18 protein-coding genes are annotated in these 18,747 nt (G+C 62.9%); 10 read left to right on the top strand and 8 right to left on the bottom strand.

The genetic code is table 11. The annotated features are described in order from the left end of the window. Positions 1 to 32 precede the first annotated feature (32 nt). From BFN67_RS14740 to BFN67_RS14730, 3 genes are all read left to right on the top strand, one after another. Positions 33 to 1,100, top strand: a complete 1,068-nt coding sequence (locus BFN67_RS14740; RefSeq protein ID WP_080920318.1) for a calcium:cation antiporter — start codon at positions 33 to 35, stop codon at positions 1,098 to 1,100. 84 nt (positions 1,101 to 1,184) lie between these two features. Further along, positions 1,185 to 1,535: a MarR family winged helix-turn-helix transcriptional regulator gene (locus BFN67_RS14735; RefSeq protein WP_080920317.1), complete on the top strand. Its 351-nt coding sequence runs from the start codon at positions 1,185 to 1,187 to the stop codon at positions 1,533 to 1,535. An 11-nt stretch (positions 1,536 to 1,546) separates the two neighbouring features. Continuing rightward, positions 1,547 to 2,407 carry a C40 family peptidase gene (locus tag BFN67_RS14730; protein WP_080920316.1) on the top strand — a complete coding sequence of 287 codons (861 nt, stop codon included), beginning with the start codon at positions 1,547 to 1,549 and terminating at the stop codon, positions 2,405 to 2,407. Positions 2,408 to 2,410: 3 nt separating this feature from the next. Here BFN67_RS14730 and moaB read toward each other — a convergent pair whose 3' ends face one another. The 7 genes from moaB to BFN67_RS14695 all read right to left on the bottom strand — a co-directional run bounded on the left by moaB (position 2,411) and on the right by BFN67_RS14695 (position 7,827). Continuing rightward, positions 2,411 to 2,950 carry a molybdenum cofactor biosynthesis protein B gene (gene moaB, locus BFN67_RS14725; RefSeq protein ID WP_080920315.1) on the bottom strand — a complete coding sequence of 180 codons (540 nt, stop codon included), beginning with the start codon at positions 2,948 to 2,950 and terminating at the stop codon, positions 2,411 to 2,413. 10 nt (positions 2,951 to 2,960) lie between these two features. After that, positions 2,961 to 3,830, bottom strand: coding sequence for a 4-(cytidine 5'-diphospho)-2-C-methyl-D-erythritol kinase (locus BFN67_RS14720; RefSeq protein WP_080920314.1), 870 nt, complete (start codon positions 3,828 to 3,830; stop codon positions 2,961 to 2,963). A gap of 25 nt (positions 3,831 to 3,855) precedes the next feature. Further along, positions 3,856 to 4,041: a hypothetical protein gene (locus tag BFN67_RS14715; protein ID WP_080920313.1), complete on the bottom strand. Its 186-nt coding sequence runs from the start codon at positions 4,039 to 4,041 to the stop codon at positions 3,856 to 3,858. Positions 4,042 to 4,137: 96 nt separating this feature from the next. Then, complete coding sequence (locus BFN67_RS14710; protein WP_080920312.1) at positions 4,138 to 4,995, bottom strand: S49 family peptidase; 858 nt, start codon at positions 4,993 to 4,995, stop codon at positions 4,138 to 4,140. A 75-nt stretch (positions 4,996 to 5,070) separates the two neighbouring features. Continuing rightward, positions 5,071 to 5,868, bottom strand: a complete 798-nt coding sequence (locus BFN67_RS14705; RefSeq protein WP_080920311.1) for a methyltransferase — start codon at positions 5,866 to 5,868, stop codon at positions 5,071 to 5,073. Positions 5,869 to 5,870: 2 nt separating this feature from the next. After that, entirely contained in the window at positions 5,871 to 6,089 is a 219-nt protein-coding gene (locus BFN67_RS14700) for a putative signal transducing protein (protein WP_080920310.1), read from the bottom strand. A gap of 43 nt (positions 6,090 to 6,132) precedes the next feature. After that, a complete protein-coding gene (locus BFN67_RS14695) occupies positions 6,133 to 7,827 on the bottom strand; it encodes an alpha/beta hydrolase (RefSeq protein WP_342587449.1) in 1,695 nt (564 codons plus the stop codon). 173 nt (positions 7,828 to 8,000) lie between these two features. Here BFN67_RS14695 and BFN67_RS14690 point away from each other — a divergent pair, with 173 nt between their 5' ends. From BFN67_RS14690 to BFN67_RS14660, 7 genes are all read left to right on the top strand, one after another. Continuing rightward, positions 8,001 to 9,017 carry a polyprenyl synthetase family protein gene (locus BFN67_RS14690; RefSeq protein ID WP_080920491.1) on the top strand — a complete coding sequence of 339 codons (1,017 nt, stop codon included), beginning with the start codon at positions 8,001 to 8,003 and terminating at the stop codon, positions 9,015 to 9,017. Positions 9,018 to 9,188: 171 nt separating this feature from the next. Then, entirely contained in the window at positions 9,189 to 10,979 is a 1,791-nt protein-coding gene (locus tag BFN67_RS14685) for a tetratricopeptide repeat protein (RefSeq protein ID WP_080920490.1), read from the top strand. Positions 10,980 to 11,216: 237 nt separating this feature from the next. Continuing rightward, positions 11,217 to 12,146 (top strand): glycine--tRNA ligase subunit alpha, encoded by a 930-nt coding sequence (locus BFN67_RS14680; RefSeq protein WP_080920489.1) that lies wholly within the window; start codon positions 11,217 to 11,219, stop codon positions 12,144 to 12,146. Further along, positions 12,146 to 14,380: a glycine--tRNA ligase subunit beta gene (glyS, locus tag BFN67_RS14675; RefSeq protein ID WP_080920308.1), complete on the top strand. Its 2,235-nt coding sequence runs from the start codon at positions 12,146 to 12,148 to the stop codon at positions 14,378 to 14,380. Before BFN67_RS14680 ends, glyS begins: the two co-directional genes overlap by 1 nt. A gap of 50 nt (positions 14,381 to 14,430) precedes the next feature. After that, positions 14,431 to 15,426: an L-threonylcarbamoyladenylate synthase gene (locus BFN67_RS14670; protein WP_139789189.1), complete on the top strand. Its 996-nt coding sequence runs from the start codon at positions 14,431 to 14,433 to the stop codon at positions 15,424 to 15,426. Continuing rightward, positions 15,419 to 16,849: an FAD-binding oxidoreductase gene (locus BFN67_RS14665; protein WP_080920307.1), complete on the top strand. Its 1,431-nt coding sequence runs from the start codon at positions 15,419 to 15,421 to the stop codon at positions 16,847 to 16,849. Before BFN67_RS14670 ends, BFN67_RS14665 begins: the two co-directional genes overlap by 8 nt. A 283-nt stretch (positions 16,850 to 17,132) precedes the next feature. Beyond that, the gene (locus tag BFN67_RS14660) at positions 17,133 to 17,699 is read left to right on the top strand and encodes a DUF6101 family protein (RefSeq protein WP_080920306.1); all 567 of its coding nucleotides are present in this window, start codon (positions 17,133 to 17,135) and stop codon (positions 17,697 to 17,699) included. Between the two features lie 10 nt (positions 17,700 to 17,709). Here the strand turns inward: BFN67_RS14660 and ubiA are convergent, their stop codons facing one another. Further along, complete coding sequence (gene ubiA, locus BFN67_RS14655) at positions 17,710 to 18,693, bottom strand: 4-hydroxybenzoate octaprenyltransferase (protein ID WP_080920305.1); 984 nt, start codon at positions 18,691 to 18,693, stop codon at positions 17,710 to 17,712. Positions 18,694 to 18,747: the final 54 nt, after the last annotated feature.

The raw sequence follows: 18,747 nt of genomic DNA, 5'->3' as shown, positions 1-18,747 counted from the left end.
AGATAGACTGGGCCTGCACAAGAGGGGGACCAATGTTCGCAACGGTTGAACGCAAGGCCTGGGTCGTCATGGGCGCATCGGCCGTTCTGGTCGGACTCGCTGCCGTGCTGCATGCCTTGAGCGTCGGGCCGATCCCGAATTTCGCCGTCTGCGCGCTTGCGCTGGCCGGCATTGCGCATCTGATCGGCGAGGCCACGGATCAACTGGGAAACTATCTCAGCCCCGCAGCGACAGGCATCATCCAGTCGGCGGTGGGCAATCTGCCTGAACTGTTCGTTTCGATCTTCGCCCTTCAGGCCGGCCTCGTGGTGGTGGTTCAGGCCTCGCTGATCGGCTCGATCCTCGGGAACGCGCTGCTTGTGCTCGGTCTGGCCTTCTTCATGGGCGGCGCTAGGCATGGGGTTCTGAAATTCGAGAGCCAGGCGCCGCGAATGATAGCCATCCTGCTTTTGCTGGCCGTTTGCGCCCTAGTGCTGCCGACGCTGGCGCACGAATTGCATCTGCCCGCTGCCGAGCATGAGCAGCCGCTGGCGGTCGTGTGCGCCATCGTTCTCCTGCTTGTCCTTGCGGTCCAGACCAAGGTCATGCTCACGCAAGGCGAAAGGACAATGCCCGCCGAGGCGCACAAGCGTGGTCATACGTGGCCGCTGGCCATGGCTGTAGGCGTGTTGGCGCTGTGCGGAATTGCGGCGGCTTTGGTCTCGGACTGGTTTGTCGAGGCGCTCGAGCCGGCGATTGAAGTGCTAGGCATCAGCCAAGCGTTCGCCGGCCTCGTCGTTGTTGCGATTGCCGGCAATGCCGTCGAGAATGTCGTCGGTATCCGGCTCGCCGCCGAAGGCAAGGCCGACCTTGCGGTCAGCGTCGTGCTCAACAGCGCGCTTCAGGTGGCCGTGGCGCTCATTCCCATCCTTATCCTTGTCAGCTTCGCCTTCGGCGGCGCGCCCTTCACGCTGGCGATCCCGCCGATCCTGGCCGGTGCGCTTTTTCTGTCGGTGCTCGTGGTCACGGTCGTGACCGTGGACGGTCGTGCCGATATTGTCGATGGCGCGGCGCTCATTGGGCTCTATATCATCATTGCAACCATCTTCTGGTGGGGTTGACGGTCTCGCGTCAACCGGCCGCGCCTTGCGGCGAGCTGACAAAATGAAACGGAAGCGAAACGATTTCCGGCCATACTCGGCCTCATGGCGATCCAGTTGCGTCCTGTTCAGGCATTGCGATTGTGGCAGCAGGTGGCGCTGCACACGGTCCATAATGACGCGCACGACCTGACGCTCAGGCAGATGGCGATCCTGCTTACCGTTTACCTCGATGCGCCACCACACACCGTGCGCGGGCTGGCTGCTCGGCTCGGCGTGACGAAGCCCGTCATCACCCGCGCGCTGGATACGATGGGCGCCATGAAGTTGGTCTCACGCCACCGCGACGAGAACGACCGCCGCAACGTGCTGGTCCGCAGAACTGTCGAGGGTGCGCTCTATGTCGAGCGCTTCGGCGATGATATCATCGCCAGCGCGTTACAACTGCCGATCTGAAAGCCGCGACCTTGACCGTTCACGACCCTCGCCTTCACGCTTTTCGCGCCGACCTTGCCGACCTTCGCCTCAAGGGTGAGGTGGAGGCTGAACGCTTCGTCGCCGGTACTCTGGCGCGGATCGTGGTTCCGGTGGCCGACATGCGCCGGCAGCCGAAGCTTGAAAGCGGCATCGACACGCAGCTTCTGTTCGGCGACGCCGTGCGGGTTTTCGACCAAAGTGACGGCTGGGCCTGGGTGCAGGCCGAGCGCGACGATTATGTCGGCTATGTCGCGGCGGAGGCCATTGGATCTGCCGGGCAGGAGCCGACGCACATCGTCTCCGCACCGCGCACCTTCGTTTATCCAGGGCCGGACCTGCGCTTTCCGCGCCGCTCGGTCCTGTCCATGGGGTCGACGCTGGCGATTGCGGGGCAGGTGGAGACGCGCGGCACGTCCTATGCCGTGCTTCTGTCCGGCGAGGCGGTGATCGCCAGCCATCTGCGCCCGATTGCCGAGCATGCGGGGGATTATGTAACGGTGGCCGAAAGCCTGCTCGCCACCCCCTATCTGTGGGGTGGCATGTCTGGTTTCGGCGTGGATTGCTCCGGCATCGTGCAGCTTGCCATGCGCATGACCGGCCGTGACGTGCTGCGCGATTCCGACATGCAGGCAGCCGGGTTGGGCGAGGCGCTCGATCCGGGGCCGGATCATTCCGGCCTGCAGCGTGGCGATCTGGTGTTCTGGAAGGGGCACGTCGCGATCATGACGGACCGCGAGAACATGATCCACGCCAGTGGCCACACCATGCTGGTTTCGCGCGAGGGGCTGAAAGATGCCATTGCCCGCATCGGCTATCTTTATGGCGGCCCGACCGGCTTCCGCCGGCCCTGATGCCTATTTGCCGCCGCGCCGCAGATGCTCGTCCAGCCGCGGCATGATCTCGACGAAATTGCAGGGCATGTGCCGGTAATCCAACTGGGCCTTCAAGATGCCGTCCCAGGCGTCGCGGCAGGCGCCGGGGGAGCCAGGCAGCACGAAGACGAAGGTGGCGTTGACGACGCCGCCAGTCGCCCGGCTCTGGATGGTGGACGTGCCGATCTTGTCATAGGAGATGCGGTGGAACACTTCGGAAAATCCGTCCATGCGCTTTTCGAATATCGGCTCCAGTGCATCCGGCGTGACGTCGCGACCGGTGAAGCCGGTGCCGCCGGTGGTGATGATGACGTCTATGGCGTCGTCCTGTGACCAGCCGAGCACCTTCTCTCGAATAGCTTCAATATCGTCGGTGACGATATCGCGGGCGGCAAGCACATGGCCGGCTTCGATGATCCGATCGGCCAGCGTCTGGCCGGATTTGTCTTCGGCCAAGCTGCGCGTGTCCGAAACGGTAAGCACCGCGATGCCGATGGGGATGAAGGGGCGGGGCTTTGCCATGCTGTTGACCTCAATTCGTTGCCGTCGCTTCGACGAACCAGTTCGGCCGCGCGTGCCGGATCGTTGTGGCGGCAGCCTGCGCCGCGGATGGCGTTGCAAACAGGCCGAAGCAGGTGGCGCCGGATCCCGACATGCGTGAAAATGCGGCGCCGCTCGATGCCAGCGCGTCCAGCGCGTCGCCGATGACCGGCGCCATTTGCCGGGCCGGCGCTTCGAGATCGTTGCGCGTGGCGATGAGCCATCCGACAAGGCCAGCAAAATCCGCATGGCGCGGCAATGGCGGCAGCGGCGGGTTCTCACGGCTTTCGAGCCGGCCAAAGACCTGCGGCGTCGAGACAGCGACGCCGGGATTGACCAGCACCATGGCCAGAGCGGGCAGGGCGACCGGCTCAACCATTTCGCCGATGCCGCGCGCGATCAGCGGCCGGGCGGCGAGGCACATCGGCACGTCGGCGCCGAGTTGGCGGGCAAGCGCGGCAAGCTGTTCGACCGTGAGCGGCGATCCCCACAGCCGATTGAGCAGGCGCAAGGCCGCCGCCGCATCGCTCGATCCGCCGCCGATGCCGGAGGCGACCGGCAGCATCTTTTCGAGATGGATCGAAACCGGAGAGAGCGGCGTGAGCGCAACCGCCTGCCGCAGCGCGTCGCGCGCGCGCAGCACCAGATTGTGGTTGTCCGCTGCCAATTCGCCGCCGAAGCGCCCTCCGATGAAAAAATGATCCTCGTTCGTCGGCCGAACTTCGATCCTGTCGCCGAGTTCGGCGAAGGCGACAAGGCTTTCAAGCAGATGATAGCCGTCGGCGCGCCGGCCCGTTACGTGCAAGGCGAGGTTGATCTTCGCCGGCGCGGCTTCAACGAGCAGTGCGGCGATGACATTCACGATCGTGCCCTAAGCCGGTTGGCGCTCAGTCCTTGGCGAGGCGATACTCGCCGGTTTTGGGATCCTTGACCAGCGTTCCCATCGTACCGTTGGCGGCCTGCTTTTCGGTCCGGCGCACCTTGGCCGTCACCCGATCCGCTTCCTTGATGAAGGTACGGTAGCCATAATAGGCAACGGCGCCGACGACGATGAAGAATATGAGTTGTGGCATTCCAATGGTCCTCCCGCGCTAGATCGGCCTGCAAATCACCGGGATCAGGCCGCTGGGGTGGGATATTTCCGCATGGTAGACGCTCCGGACGATTTTTCAAAGGCCGAAGCGTGCCCAAAGGGCGCGTTCTTCCGCCGCATCGATCAGGCCACCGGCTGCCGCGCCCGCGATTTCCGAAGCTGCGCTTCTGCTGCCGAACAGCCCGAAACGCGAAAGCAGGCCGCGTGGCGCGGTGATCAGCTTGAGCCTGGTCTTCGGCCCGAAACGCGCCTTCAACGTGGAACGCATGTCGCCTAATCCATCCACGAGCCCCAGTTCCAGGCCGCGCCTGCCGCTCCAGAACAGGCCGGTGAACAGGTCCGGCTCGTCCTTGAGCCTTGCGCCGCGCCGGTCCTTGACCATGTCGATGAAGGTTTCGTGGACTTCAAGCTGCAAGGCTTTCAGGCGCTCTATATCGTCTTTCTTTTCCGGCTTGAACGGGTCGAGCACGGCCTTGTTCCTGCCGGCGGTGTAAACACGCCGCTCGACGCCGATCTTTTTCATCAATTCGGGAAAGCCGAAGGAGGCTGAGACCACGCCGATGGAGCCGACGATGGAGGAGGGGTCGGCAATGATCTCGTCGCCGCAAAGCGCGATCATGTAGCCACCCGATGCCGCGACGTCTTCGACGAAAACCAGCACTTGGCGGTTCTTCTCCGCTGCCAGATCGCGGATGCGTTTGTAGATCAGCCGCGACTGGACCGGAGAGCCGCCCGGCGAGTTGATCGAAACGGCGACGGCGGGCGCATCGAAGGCGAAGGCTTTTTCGATGATCCCGGCGCAGGAGGCCAGCGACAGGCTCGGACGAAACTGGCTGCCGCCGGCCATGATCGTTCCCTGCAAGCGGATAACCGGGACGACGATATCGTTGGAGCGCCAGGATTTCGGCAGCAATCGATTGAAAAGGCGTCGCAAGGTCTGTCATCTCCGATTGTAGGCGAGAGGCATGTAGGGATTCCGCGTCGAAGGGCAATGCCGCTGTGGCTCCCGTCAGTCTCCAAACAGCGATCCCAGTCCGTTGATCACAGCATCGGCGCGCTCGGTGAAAGTATGGCCGTTGTCGCCGTGCAGGACCAGCGGCGGCCGGATTGAAAGCTTGCCGCGCGCGCCGTGAACGGCCCGGATAATGATGCGGATCGCAGCCGCATCGGCACGCGGATGGAGGGCGAGCAGTTCGGCATTGGCGAAGCGGCGCGAGAGAGCTGCGAGAATGGCTTGAAGCGACTGCGGGCGGGCGATGATCGCCAGGCCACCGCCCGGTTTCAGAACCGCCGCGGCATTGCGGATCCAGCTTTCGAACAATCCGTCCTGGATGACATGCGCCTGCCGCCTCAACTCATCGGGCGTGGCGCGGTCGTCGCCCATGTTGAAGGGGGGATTCATGATGACGTAATCGAACGAATTGTCGGCAAGCCCGGCGGTTTTGCGCGCACTTGCCTCCAAAGAGACGTCTGCGCGCAGCACCGAGGCGCGGCTGGCAAGATGCGCATTGGCGGGATGGGCAAGCGTGGCATCGGCGAAAATCGTCATTTCGGCGGCACGCTCGAACAACACGGCCGAGGCATCCGGGCAGCGCGAAAGCACCGCGAGCGCGGCCGCCCCGGCACCGGCGCCGAAGTCCGCCAGCCGGCCGCCGAAGGACGAGGGCACGGCAGCCGCCAGCACCATTGCGTCCATGCCGGCCCTGTGCCCGCCCCTTGCCGGCTGTGCCAGCCAGAAGCCGCCACGATGGAAGGAATCGATCGTATGGGCCGGAATTTCCCGCTCCGATAATGTCGCTGCTATCATCGTCAGCGCATTTCATTGGCGATGCCGGCATCGGTAAGGATGCGCCGTGCTTCGTCTGCCCGCTCGCCATCGATCATCACTCGGCGCGGCAATATGCCGACCGAGCCGTCGAGTATGCTCATATTGCTGTCGGCGACAAAGCAGCGGATGCCGGCATCGCGCATCAGCGATTCGACGAAGGAAATGATGACGGCATCGTTGGTGCGCAAAAGTTCGATCATCGGCGGAAATTCGCAGCTTGGCGCGACGATGTAAACGGCCTGCTTAAAGCTTGGCGAAATGCTGCTTCAGCCTTGCGATCTCCGGCGCGGACCAATCCTTTGCACCCAGCACCTCGAGCCAGGCATCGATATAGTGCTGCGGCGCATAGACGTGGCCGTAGCCTGCCGGCGTGGTGGTTGCGATGGCCATATCCACCAGCGATTGCAGGAAGCTGACAATGGGGTACCATCGTAGCGCCGGCGAGACGTCGGGGCCGCGCGGTTGGTGCATCCATGCCGGCGGCCTGTAAATGGAAAGTGCGTCGAAGAACACGATCGGGTCGCTGGCGTATTGCAGGTAGACGATCCGCATCGGCCCCCAGTGCGCGCCGGGAATGGCGAGCGCGTCGGTCTGACTGGTGAAGCGCACGTAAGACCCGTCGCGAAAGCGCGGCAACCAGACCGGCGAGCCGGGATTGCGTTGGCGTGTGATCGAGCCCCATGGCTGGCTTGAAAAGGGAGGCCCGGCCCACAACGCACCTTGATACGGATCGGCCAGGACCTCGAACAATTCGTTGGAACGCTGCGAGTTCATGGCGCCGAGGCTCAGTCCATAAAGATAGAGCTTTGGTCGATGATCTTTCGGCAAATTCGTCCAGTAGCCGTAAACCTCGCTGAACAAGGCCCGCGCGGCCTCGCCGCCGTATTCGGGCTCGACCAGCAGTGACAGCCAGCTTGCGAGATAGGAGTATTGGATCGCCACGGTGGCGACATCGCCGCCTTCGAGATAATCGAGCGTGTCCACTGCGGCCGGATCCATCCAGCCGGTTCCGGTGGGCGTGGCGATAATGAGCGCGGAGCGTTCGAACCCGCCGACGCGCTTCAACTCGGCCAGAGCGAGCTTGGCCCTCGCCTGTGGCGCATCGGCGGAGCCAAGGCCGGCATAGACGCGGATGGGGGCAAGGGCCTTGCGACCGAGAAAGGTCTCTATGTCTTTTTGCGATGGGCCGCTCGATATGAAGTTGCGCCCGGCGCGCCCGAGGTCATCCCAACTTATCAGCGAGGCGGCGCTGCCGGTCTTTGCCGGATCTGCTGGTTGACTGACGTCGGGTTCCATCAATGAATCGAGAGTGCGAAACGAGCCTTCGGCGATATGCAGGGCGTATCTGAGAAGGACGCCATTGCCGATGCCGATGAAGAGAACGGCGGCGACGGCAATGCCGATGACATTGGCGATGCGCCGCGGAATGAACGGGCGCAGGCGTGTGGTGACCGCGCGCCATGTCAGCCGGAACAGACGTGCCAGTGCGATCAGGACGATCAGGATCGCCAGCGTGAGCTGGCCGACGGTGAAGGGATAGATGCTTTCGACCGGCGTCATGCCCATCAGGTTTCGGATGGAATTCTGCCATGCCGTAGCGCGCCAGAGAAAAACGAAAGCGATAGCGAGACAGATGATTGTCGCTGCAATCCGGGCCCGCCGGACCAGACGGGTGCTGCCCCGTGGCAATTCCAGATACCGCCACAACCAGAAGCCGGCGACGCCGACGCCATAGCCGGCGGCGCAAGCAAAACCGGAAAGGATGCCTTGCGTGATATGGCTGCGCGGAATGAGCGACGGCGTCAGCGAAGCAGCGAAGAATACCGTCGCAACGAGCAGCCCGCCTGTCGAAAGCGTCTGCCAGAGCCGGATTGCGGGATTTCGAGTCAATTGCGCCTGCATGCCGGCATCGATGAACGTACGACTACATGCGGCCACAATGCCAGCCGGGGGCAGGTGTGTCGATACCCGTCGTGTTGGTGGATGGCGGCGGGATTGCGCGTTGCCGCGCCATTTCGCCTCTTGCCGCGGCGGCGGATGTCGCTAGAGTCAATCTGGGCTTGGATTATTGCGTGCATCGTGTCGCGCTTTTTGTGACTGGAGTGTTTGTGGTGGGTGTGGTTCTGAACATCGAAAACGCCAAGCCGGACGTCGCATCCATCAAGGATCTGATCGACCTCACCGCTGCCGATATGGGGCGCGTCAATGAATTGATCCTTTCCAAGGCCGGGTCGGACGTGGAAATGATCCCGCAGATCGCCAATCATTTGATTTCGTCCGGCGGCAAGCGGTTGCGACCGATGCTGACGCTGGCCGCCGCTCAGATGTTCGGCTATCGCGGCGACGGCCATGTCAAGCTGGCCACCAGCGTCGAATTCATGCATACCGCCACATTGTTGCATGACGATGTGGTCGATGAGAGCGGCATGCGTCGCGGCAAGAAGACCGCGCGCATGATCTGGGGCAACCAGGCGAGCGTGCTGGTCGGCGATTATCTTCTGGGCCAGGCGTTTCGCATGATGGTCGAGGTCGGATCGCTGGAGGCGCTGGATATCCTGTCAAGCGCCGCGTCGATCATCGCCGAGGGCGAAGTCATGCAACTGGCAGCGGCCAAGAACCTCGAAACCACCGAGGACGAACATTTCGCCGTCATCAAGGCCAAAACGGCGGCGCTGTTCTCGGCGGCCGCCGAGGTCGGTCCGGTCGTTGCCGGCGCGTCACGCACCGATCGCGCCGCGTTGCGCTCCTATGGCATGAATCTCGGGCTCGCGTTCCAGTTGATCGACGATGCGCTGGATTATGGCGGTTCCAGCACGGACCTTGGCAAGAATGTCGGCGACGATTTCCGCGAGGGCAAGGTGACGCTGCCCGTCATCCTTGCCTACCGCCGTGGCACGGCAGCCGAGCGCGCCTTCTGGAAGCGCGCCATCGAGGAAGGACGCGCCGACGATACGGGACTGGAAAAGGCTACCGGCCTGCTGGCACGCCATGGCGCTGTGGCCGACACGATCAGTCGTGCCCGGCATTTTGGTGAGATCGCCCGCGATGCGCTGGCGCCGCTGGATGCCACGCCGCAAAAGTCGGCACTGATCGACGTGATCGATTTCTGCATCAGCCGGGTCTCTTGACCGTCGCGCGGGAAAGCGGGAGCTTTTGACAGCGCCTGACTCGATTGTGAAGCGCTGCCGATTGATGCTTTATCGCAAAAAGGCCATGCTTGCCCCCGAAAAGGGATTCTGCTTTGCCTGTTCCGGGCACGATTGCGGCTGACGGAAAGCCGGCACACAGAAGGGATGACGATGCGGCAAACATATGCGCACTGGCTCAAGGGCCTGGCGATGGTGACAGCCATGACGCTGTGCCTGCCGGCTTATGCCGGCGAGAACGCCGATGCCGCGAATTCATCGAAGCCTGTCGAGATTACCTCGCTCTCGGGCGCTTATCTGGCGGCGCGCGTTGCCGAGATGGACAATGATCTCGACAACGCCATCAAGTTCTACAAGCAGGCGCTGGCCTTCGACCCCGGCGATGTCAATCTGCAGCAGAGCCTGATGCTGTCGCTTATCGCCCAGGGCCGTTTCGACGAATCCTTGCCCTATGCCACCAGGCTCAAGGAAGTGCCGGACGTCGAACGGTTTTCCCGGCTGGCGCTGGCTGTCGATTCCTTCCGCAAGGAGGACTATTCCAAGGCGCAATACTGGCTGAAATTTTCCTTGCAAGGCGATCTCGATCGTCTGATCGCCGGCATCATGACTGCCTGGGCCAAGGAAGGGGCGGGCAATGGTGCGGATGCGCTGGCCTATATCGACCAACTCAAGGGTCCGGAATGGTTTGGCTTGTTCAAATCCTTCCATCGCGCCCTGATCGCAGATGCCGCCGGCATGACTGACCGGGCCGATTCCGCCTATAGTGCCACAGTGAAGAACACGGCGGCCGGCGGTGCGGCTCCCGAGACATGGATTCGCGCGGCCGAGGCTTATGCCGGATTCCTGGCGCGACATGGCCACAAGGACAAGGCGCTGGCCGCGCTGGACGAGGCCGAAAAGTTCGTAACCGGCAAGCCAGAGATCATCGCGCTGCGTGAAAAGATCACCAAGGGCGAGAAGATCGAGCCACTCGTCGCGACGCCCTCGGACGGTGCGGCCGAGATTTTGCTTGACCTTGCCACTGCGCTCAATCGCGGTGGCGGCCAGCCTTTCGTGCGGCTCTATCTCGAATATGCGCTCGCCATGAATCCCGACAGCGCCGCAGTGCTGGTTCAGCTTGCGGGCATCGCCGAGCAGTTGAAGGACGGCGAGCGCGCGATCGGATACTATCGCCGGGTCGCTGACAACTCTCCGCTCAAGGAGGTTGCCGAACTGCAACTCGGTCTCAATCTGGCAGATCTCGGCCGACAGGACGAGGCAGTGTCGCATCTCAAGGCCCTGGTCGATGCCAATCCGGACGATATGCGCGGTTATCTGGCGCTCGGTGGCGTTTATGGCTCGAAAGAGAATTTTCGCGCGGCCGCCGATCTTTACGACAAGGCTGTCGAACATTTGAAGACGCCGGACAAGGGCGACTGGAACATCTTCTACCAGCGCGGCATCGCCTATGAGCGTCTGAAGGAATGGCCGAAGGCCGAACCGAATTTCCGCAAGGCGCTGGAACTCAATCCCGACCAGCCACAGGTGATGAATTATCTCGGCTATTCCTGGGTCGACAGGGGCGAGAACTACAAGGAAGCCCTGGCGATGATCCAGAAGGCCGTCGATCTGCGGCCAAGCGACGGCTATATCGTCGATTCGCTTGGCTGGGCCTATTTCAAGCTCGGCCGCTACGATGACGCCGTGCGTGAACTGGAACGCGCCGTCTCGCTGAAACCCGAAGACCCGGTGCTCAACGCTCATTTGGGCGACGCCTATTGGCGGGTCGGCCGGCGCCTGGAAGCGACATTCCAGTGGAGCACGGCGCGCGACCTGAAGCCCGATCCGGATGTGCTCGCCGAAGTCCAGAAGAAACTGGCCGATGGATTGCCGCCGATCGAACCCAACACCGCTCAGGAGACTCCTAAGACCAAACCGCAGCCGGCGCCAAGCCCAAAGGGGTGAGGAACGTTCCGGCATAGCTGGACGAAAAGCCCCTGACTGGGCGTTTCGACTGACGAACGCCGTAGCCATAGCGGAGGTCATGGGCAGTTCGGCACGCCAAACATTCAGGGACTGCATCGCGTCCGGGCATCGCGAAGCGTTCCCCTTCATCTTGACGCTGCTGGGTCGCGCCTCTAGGACGGGCACGCATCTGCCTTTCCCCTCGAGGCCCCCGTGAACGCCGATATTGCCGACCATATGAATCCCCGCCGCTCGTTCCAGGGGTTGATCCTGGCCCTGCATGCTTATTGGGCGGACTATGGTTGCGCGGTGCTCCAGCCCTACGACATGGAAGTGGGCGCCGGCACCTTTCATCCGGCCACGACGCTGCGCGCACTTGGACCACGAGCGTGGAACGCGGCCTATGTGCAGCCGTCGCGCCGGCCGAAGGATGGCCGCTATGGCGAGAACCCGAACCGGCTTCAGCATTATTACCAGTATCAGGTTATCCTGAAGCCGAACCCGCCGAATTTGCAGGAGCTTTATCTCGGCTCGCTGGAGGCCATCGGCATCGATCCGCTGCTGCACGATATCCGCTTCGTAGAGGATGATTGGGAGAGCCCGACGCTCGGCGCATGGGGGCTCGGCTGGGAATGCTGGTGCGACGGCATGGAAGTCTCGCAATTCACTTATTTCCAGCAGGTCTGCGGCATCGAATGCGCGCCGGTTGCCGGCGAACTGACCTACGGACTGGAGCGGCTGGCCATGTATGTGCAGGGCGTGGACAATGTCTACGACCTGAACTTCAACGGCCGCGAAGGTACGGAAAAGGTCACTTATGGCGATGTCTTCCTGCAGGCCGAGCAGGAATATTCGCGCCACAATTTCGAATTTGCCAGCACCGCGATGCTGCTGAAGCATTTCGACGATGCCGAGGGCGAATGCCAGGCGCTGCTGAAAGCCGGGGCGCCAGCCGCGCCGGACCAGCCGCACCTTATGGTGCTGCCGGCCTATGACCAATGCATCAAGGCAAGCCATGTCTTCAACCTGCTCGACGCACGCGGGGTGATCTCGGTTACCGAACGGCAGAGCTATATTCTGCGGGTGCGTAATCTCGCCAAGGCGTGTGGCGAGGCCTTTCTGCTCACCGACGCCGGCGGTTTTGGCCTCGTGCAGGAGGCCGCATAATGCCTGACCTTTTGCTCGAACTTCGTTCGGAAGAGATTCCCGCCCGCATGCAGCGGAAAGCTGCCGCGGATTTGAAGAAAATGGTGACGGATGGTCTGGTCGATGCCGGCCTGACCTATGAGGCGGCGCGCGAATATTTCACGCCGCGCCGGCTGACGCTTGATATTCGCGGGGTCACGGCGCGTTCCAGGGATGTCCATGAAGAGCGCAAGGGGCCGAGCACCAAAGCGCCGGAACAGGCCATACAGGGTTTTCTGCGCTCTGCCGGCCTCGCCTCCATCGACGAGGCGCAAATCCAGTCCGACCCGAAGAAGGGCGATTTCTACGTTGCCCGCATTTCCAGGTCGGGCCGGGCGGCAGAGGCGATTATCGCCGACCTTCTGCCGGGCATCATCCGCTCCTTTCCGTGGCCGAAATCCATGCGCTGGGGGGCTGCGTCGGGGCCGAAAGGCATGCGCTATGGCGGCGTCGAGGGGCGGGGCGGCGAGGCGCTGCGCTGGGTACGTCCGTTGCAATCGATCCTGTGCACTTTCGGACCGGAAACCGAGGAACCGGTGGTGGTCGATTTCGAGGTCGAGGGCATCCGCTCCGGCAACGTTACGCGCGGCCACCGCTTTCACGCGCCGGACGAGATCACCGTCAAGCGGTTCGACGATTATGCCGCCAAGCTGGAAGCCGCCAAAGTCGTCATCGATGCCGACCGGCGCAAGGAAATCATCCTGACGGATGCCCACAACCTGGCCTTTGCCAATGGGCTGGAACTGGTCGAAGACGATGGGCTGCTGGAAGAGGTCGCGGGGCTGGTCGAGTGGCCGGTCGTTCTGCTCGGCGAATTTGAGAAGGAGTTCCTGGCCATTCCGCCGGAGGTGATCCGTCTCACCATCCGCGCCAATCAGAAGTGCTTTGTGGTGCGTCCTTCGAGGCCGGCTTCGCCGGCACCTCAGGATGAGGAAGGGCTGAGCCACCCCAACGACGATCCTCATCCTGAGGCGCGAGCGGAGCGAGCCTCGAAGGACGCACTTTCCAACCGTTTCGTACTTGTCGCCAATATCGAGGCGAGGGACGGCGGTAAGGAAATTGCCCACGGCAACGGCAAGGTGGTGCGCGCCCGTTTGTCCGATGCGGTCCATTTCTGGAAGACGGATCAGGCGGACCTTCCCGATCTCGCACAATTGCAGGCGTCGGCTGAAAAGTTCGGACTGGACCTGAAAAAGCCGCTCGATCAGCGCATGGCGCGGCTGGATCATCTTGGCGTCACCTTTCATGCCAAGCTCGGCACGCAGGGCGAGCGCGTGGAACGCATCAGGCGGCTCGCGCAAGAGATTGCGCCGATTGTCGGTGCAGAACCCGATCTGGCGACCCGCGCGGCGGTGCTGGCCAAGGCAGACCTCACCACAGAAATCGTCGGTGAATTTCCGGAATTGCAGGGCGCGATGGGCCGCAAATATGCGCTGTTGCAGGGTGAGCATGCGAGCGTCGCGGCGGCGATCGAGGAACATTACAAGCCGCAAGGCCCGTCCGACCGTGCGCCAACCGACCCGATCTCGGTGGCGGTGGCGCTGGCCGACAAACTGGACACACTGGTCGGTTTCTGGGCCATCGACGAAAAGCCGACGGGAAGCAAGGATCCCTTCGCGTTGCGACGGGCGGCGTTGGGTGTGGTGCGGATATTAGTCGAGAACGGGGTGAGGCTGGAACTTGCCACGTGGGCACAGGCCGATCTCCTCTCCTTCTTTCACGACCGCCTGAAAGTGTACCTCCGCGATCAGGGTGCGCGGCATGATCTGATCGATGCCGTCATCACGCCGCAGTCCGACGATCTGCTCATCATCATGCGCAAGGTTGAGGCGCTGGGTTCCTTCCTCGATACCGAGGATGGCAAGAACCTGCTTGCCGGCGCCAAGCGCGCCGCCAACATTCTGGCCGCCGAGCACAAGAAGGGCACGGCAATTGCCGACACGGTCGATCCGTCGCTGTTCAGGGCGGATGCCGAGAAAAGCCTGTTTGCGGCGGTGAATCAGGCCGACAGCCAGGCCGCGCAAGCGATTCAGAATGAAGACTTTTCCGGCGCCATGCTTGCCATGAGTGGCCTGCGCGAACCGGTTGATTCATTCTTTGAAGATGTTCTCGTAAATGATGAGGATCAGGCCGTGCGGGCCAATCGGTTGGCGCTGCTGGAGCGCATTCGTGCCGCCACCGACACGGTTGCCGATTTCTCCCGCATTGCGGGGTGATACGCGGCTTTTGCTTGCCGCAAGGCGCGCGCCGCGATAGCACCTGGGCCATGAACACAATCGCTGAGATCGTTCCCGCCGGCGACGCCATGGAGCGCGCGCTGGCTTTGTTGGGCAAGGGCGAGGTCGTCGCCATCCCGACCGAGACGGTTTACGGCCTTGCCGGTGACGCCACAAATGGCGAGGCGGTCGCCCGTATTTTCGAGGCGAAGGGCAGGCCGCGTTTCAATCCTCTTATCGCCCATGTCAGCGATCTTGCCATGGCCGAGCGCATTGGCCGGTTCGACCCTCTCTCGCGAAAATTGGCCGACGCCTTCTGGCCCGGCCCGCTGACGCTGGTTGTGCCCTTGCAGCACGATGCCGACATTCATCCGCTGGCGAGCGCCGGGCTGGACACCATTGCGCTGCGCATGCCGCAGGGTTTTGGCGCAACACTCATCGCGCGGTTCGGCCGGCCGCTATCGGCGCCAAGCGCCAATACCTCGGGGCGCATCAGCCCCACATCCGCCGCCGCAGTGACAGCATCGCTGGGCGAAAAGATCAGATTGGTGGTCGATGGCGGTGCAACCGAGGTCGGCCTCGAATCCACCATCGTCAGGGCCGTGGATGGCGGCTTGCGTTTGTTGAGGCCGGGCGGCATGGCTGCTGACGAGATCGAGCGGGTTGCTGGCGTCGCGCTCCAGCGCGGTGTCGCGGGTATCCAGGCGCCGGGCATGATGGTTTCGCACTATGCGCCGAATACCGGAATGCGCCTCGATGCCAAAGCGGTGCGGGAAGGCGAGGCGCTGCTGGCATTCGGACCGAAGCGCATTGCCGGCTGGCAGAAGGCGGCAGCCCAACTCAACCTTTCCGAAAAAGGCGATCTGCGCGAGGCGGCCAGCAACCTTTTTGCCTTCATGCGGCAACTGGATGTGGCGGGAGCGGAAATGATTGCCGTGGAGACTGTTCCGATGTCCGGTCTGGGCGAGGCCATCAACGACCGCTTGTCGCGTGCCGCCGCGCCACGCGGCCTCAGCGACGACGAAAGACGGATAAGCCATGGATGATGTTTCGTCAGCTCTCGATTCCGGTCTTGTCGCGCGGTTCGCGACGATTGTCGGTGACAGATATGCGCTGCGCGATCAGGCCGATATCGCGCCCTACCTGACGGAGCGGCGCGGCCTGTGGCATGGCCGCACGTCGATGGTGCTGAGACCGGGCAGCGTCGATGAGGTCAGTCAAATCATGCGCCTTGCCAGTGAAACGAAAACCCCGGTCGTGCCACAAAGCGGCAATACAGGGTTGGTCGGCGCACAGGTGCCGGATGCATCGGGGCACGAAATCGTGCTTTCGCTGTCCCGGCTGAATCGCATCCGCGAAATCGACATCCACTCCAACACCGTGACCGCCGAAGCTGGCGTCATCTTGCAGACCTTGCAGGAAGGCGCAGATACGGCTGGCCGGCTGTTTCCGCTTTCGCTGGCCTCGCAGGGTTCATGCCAGATCGGCGGCAATCTGTCGTCCAATGCCGGCGGAACAGGCGTGCTCGCCTATGGCAATGCGCGCGAATTGTGCCTCGGTGTAGAGGTGGTGCTGCCGACGGGCGAGGTATTCGACGATCTGCGCAAGCTGAAAAAGGACAATACCGGCTACGATCTGAAAAACCTGTTCGTAGGCGCGGAGGGTACGCTGGGCGTGATTACGGCGGCGGTCATGAAACTCTTTCCCAAACCCAAGGGCCGCGAGGTGGCATTTGTCGGCCTGCCGTCGAGCGAGGCGGCGCTGGCGCTGTTCGGCCTTGCCATGGATCGCGCCGGCAGCGCGCTGACCGCCTTCGAACTGATCGGCCAGCGGCCTTACGATTTCACGCTGAAGCATGCGCAAGGCGTCGTGCGCCCGCTCGCCGGCGACTGGCCTTGGTATGTGCTGATGGAAGTCTCGTCCGGGCGTTCCGCCGAGGATGCCAGGGGCCTTGCCGAAGATATTCTTTCCGCCGCACTGGAGGCCGGAACCGCCGGCGATGCAGTGATTGGCGCCAGTCTGGCGCAGGCCGACGCCTTCTGGAATTTTCGCGAGGTGCTGCCGGAAGCGCAGAAGCCCGAAGGCGCCTCGATCAAGCACGACATTTCGGTGCCGCTCGCCTCGATCCCGCAATTCATCGCGCTTGCCGGAGATGCGGTCCAGTCGGTCAGCCCCGGCGCGCGGCCGGTCTGCTTCGGCCATATGGGCGACGGCAATCTGCACTATAATATTTCGCGCCCCCAAGGCGGCGATGATGAGGCATTCCTTGCGCTCTATCATGCCATGAACAAGGCGGTGCACGATATCGTACGCAGGCTCGGCGGCTCGATTTCGGCCGAGCACGGCATCGGCCAGTTGAAGCGGGACGAACTCATCGCCACCGCGCCGCCGATGGCCATCGACCTGATGCGGCGGGTCAAGGCGGCCTTCGACCCTGCCGGCATCATGAACCCCGGCAAGGTTATCTGATCCTTTCCATTATCTGTGCTGGTGGTATTCCGATAACCATCCGCGAGATCAGCAAAATTTAACCGACTTTCTTAAGCGCGGCGGTAAGAACCCCGCGCTAGTCTCTGCTCATAACGAGGTCGGGAAAACTGGCCCGGAGCATCGGACCGAAAAGTGGAATCCGGTTTTCGGATATTCCGATGCTCCATCAAAGTGTGAGGGCGTCCTTTGTGCGTTCAATTGAACGCACGGCGCTCTCGAGGGACCGGAAAACCGGCTCTCAGGAGAGACAGGAAGGCATTGTATGAACACCGGACTGAAGCCAGTCTGGGCCGGGCGCGCCATGCGTCTCGACCCTTTTCGCCTGCCGCAAACGGTGAGTTATGCGACCCGCGACGATCATGGCGATGTGACTTTTTCCATCGATCATCGCGGCGTCGTCATCCGGCGGATGCTGGAGATGAGCGGCGTGCCGGCGATCATCGCGCTGCCGGCGCGGGTGTTTCGCGGTGTCGCCGCGCGTGCCATGGAAGATCCGGAAGGCAATGTCACGGTGACGCTGGAACTTCTGCACCACGACCCGATGCTGTCGGTGCCGCTCCTGGTGGCGGATGACCTTTATGACGTCGCCGCCGACTGGCGGGCCTGGGTGGACGCCTACCGCCTTCCCATGCTTCTCATCGAAGCAGACGGCGTTGCCCGCACGCTGGAGGAATCGCTCGGCGCCGCCATCAAGACCCTGCCGCCGCAGGAACGCCGCAAGGGCCGCAGTTCGACAAAGCGCCGTCCGCGCTTTCTCGCCCGGCGTCGCTCCGGCGACCTTGGAATGCGGCTGGTCGTTGCCGGCGAGGAGATTATCGCCCGCCAGTAAGGCCGAGCCCTCAAATCAGGGGCTTCATCGCCACCCACAGCGCGCCGCCAATCAGGCCGAGGAAGATCAGCCAGCCGACCTGATTGTTCGATTTGAACAGCTTCAGGCACTGATCGGGATCATCGATGTTGATAACGGCGATCTGGCGCGCCATATGGGCGCCGGCGGCAATCAGTCCGGCCAGCGAGACCAGCGGCACCTGTGCGGAGGCGAAGGCGAAGGCGAAGCAGATCAGTGCTCCGCCATAGAGGCCGACCAGCCAGGATTTGGTGTTTTCGCCGAAATACCGCGCGGTCGAGCGCACGCCGACGATGGCGTCGTCCTCCTTGTCCTGATGGGCATAGATCGTGTCGTAGCCAATCACCCACAGGATCGAGCCGATATAGAGCAGGAGCGCCGGGCCGTCGACGGCATCGAACTCGTTCGCCCAACCCATCAGCGCCCCCCATGAAAAGGCAAGACCCAGAACCAGTTGCGGCCAGTCGGTGAATCTTTTCATGAATGGGTAGATCGCCACGATCCCAAGTGATGAAATCCCGAGTGGAACGGCAAAGCCGTTGAACTGCAACAGCACGACAAGGCCGATCAGCGCCTGCACGATCAGGAATGCCCATGCCTGCCAGCGGCTGACTTGCCCGGAAGGCAGCGGGCGCGAGCGGGTACGCTCGACCTCGGAATCGATCCCGACGTCCACGAGGTCGTTATAGGTGCAGCCGGCGCCACGCATGGCGATGGCGCCGATCAGGAACAGCACCAGCGTCGAAGGCAGCGGCAGCAGCGAAAGCACCGGATCGGCCGAGCGCGCAAAGGCGCTTGCCGCAAGTGCCGCCGACCACCAGCAGGGCCACAACAGCAATTGCCAGCCGATCGGCCGGTCCCATCGCGCAAGCTGCGCATAGGGCCACAGCGCGCGCGGCAGGATGCGGTAGACCCAATGGCCGCTCGGCGCGTCGGCGACGCGGCCCTGTGCGGCTTTTGACTGAACGGTTTCCATGGCGGTGGAGTGGCAGGCCGGCGCGCGGGCGTCAAGCGCCACCGTGCTTCTTGC

The organism is Manganibacter manganicus (assembly GCF_002075885.1).
Taxonomy (GTDB): Bacteria; Pseudomonadota; Alphaproteobacteria; order Rhizobiales; family Rhizobiaceae; genus Mesorhizobium; species Mesorhizobium manganicum.
The sequence above is the reverse complement of the archived record's forward strand: the minus strand, read 5'-3'. Positions and strand labels throughout refer to the sequence as shown.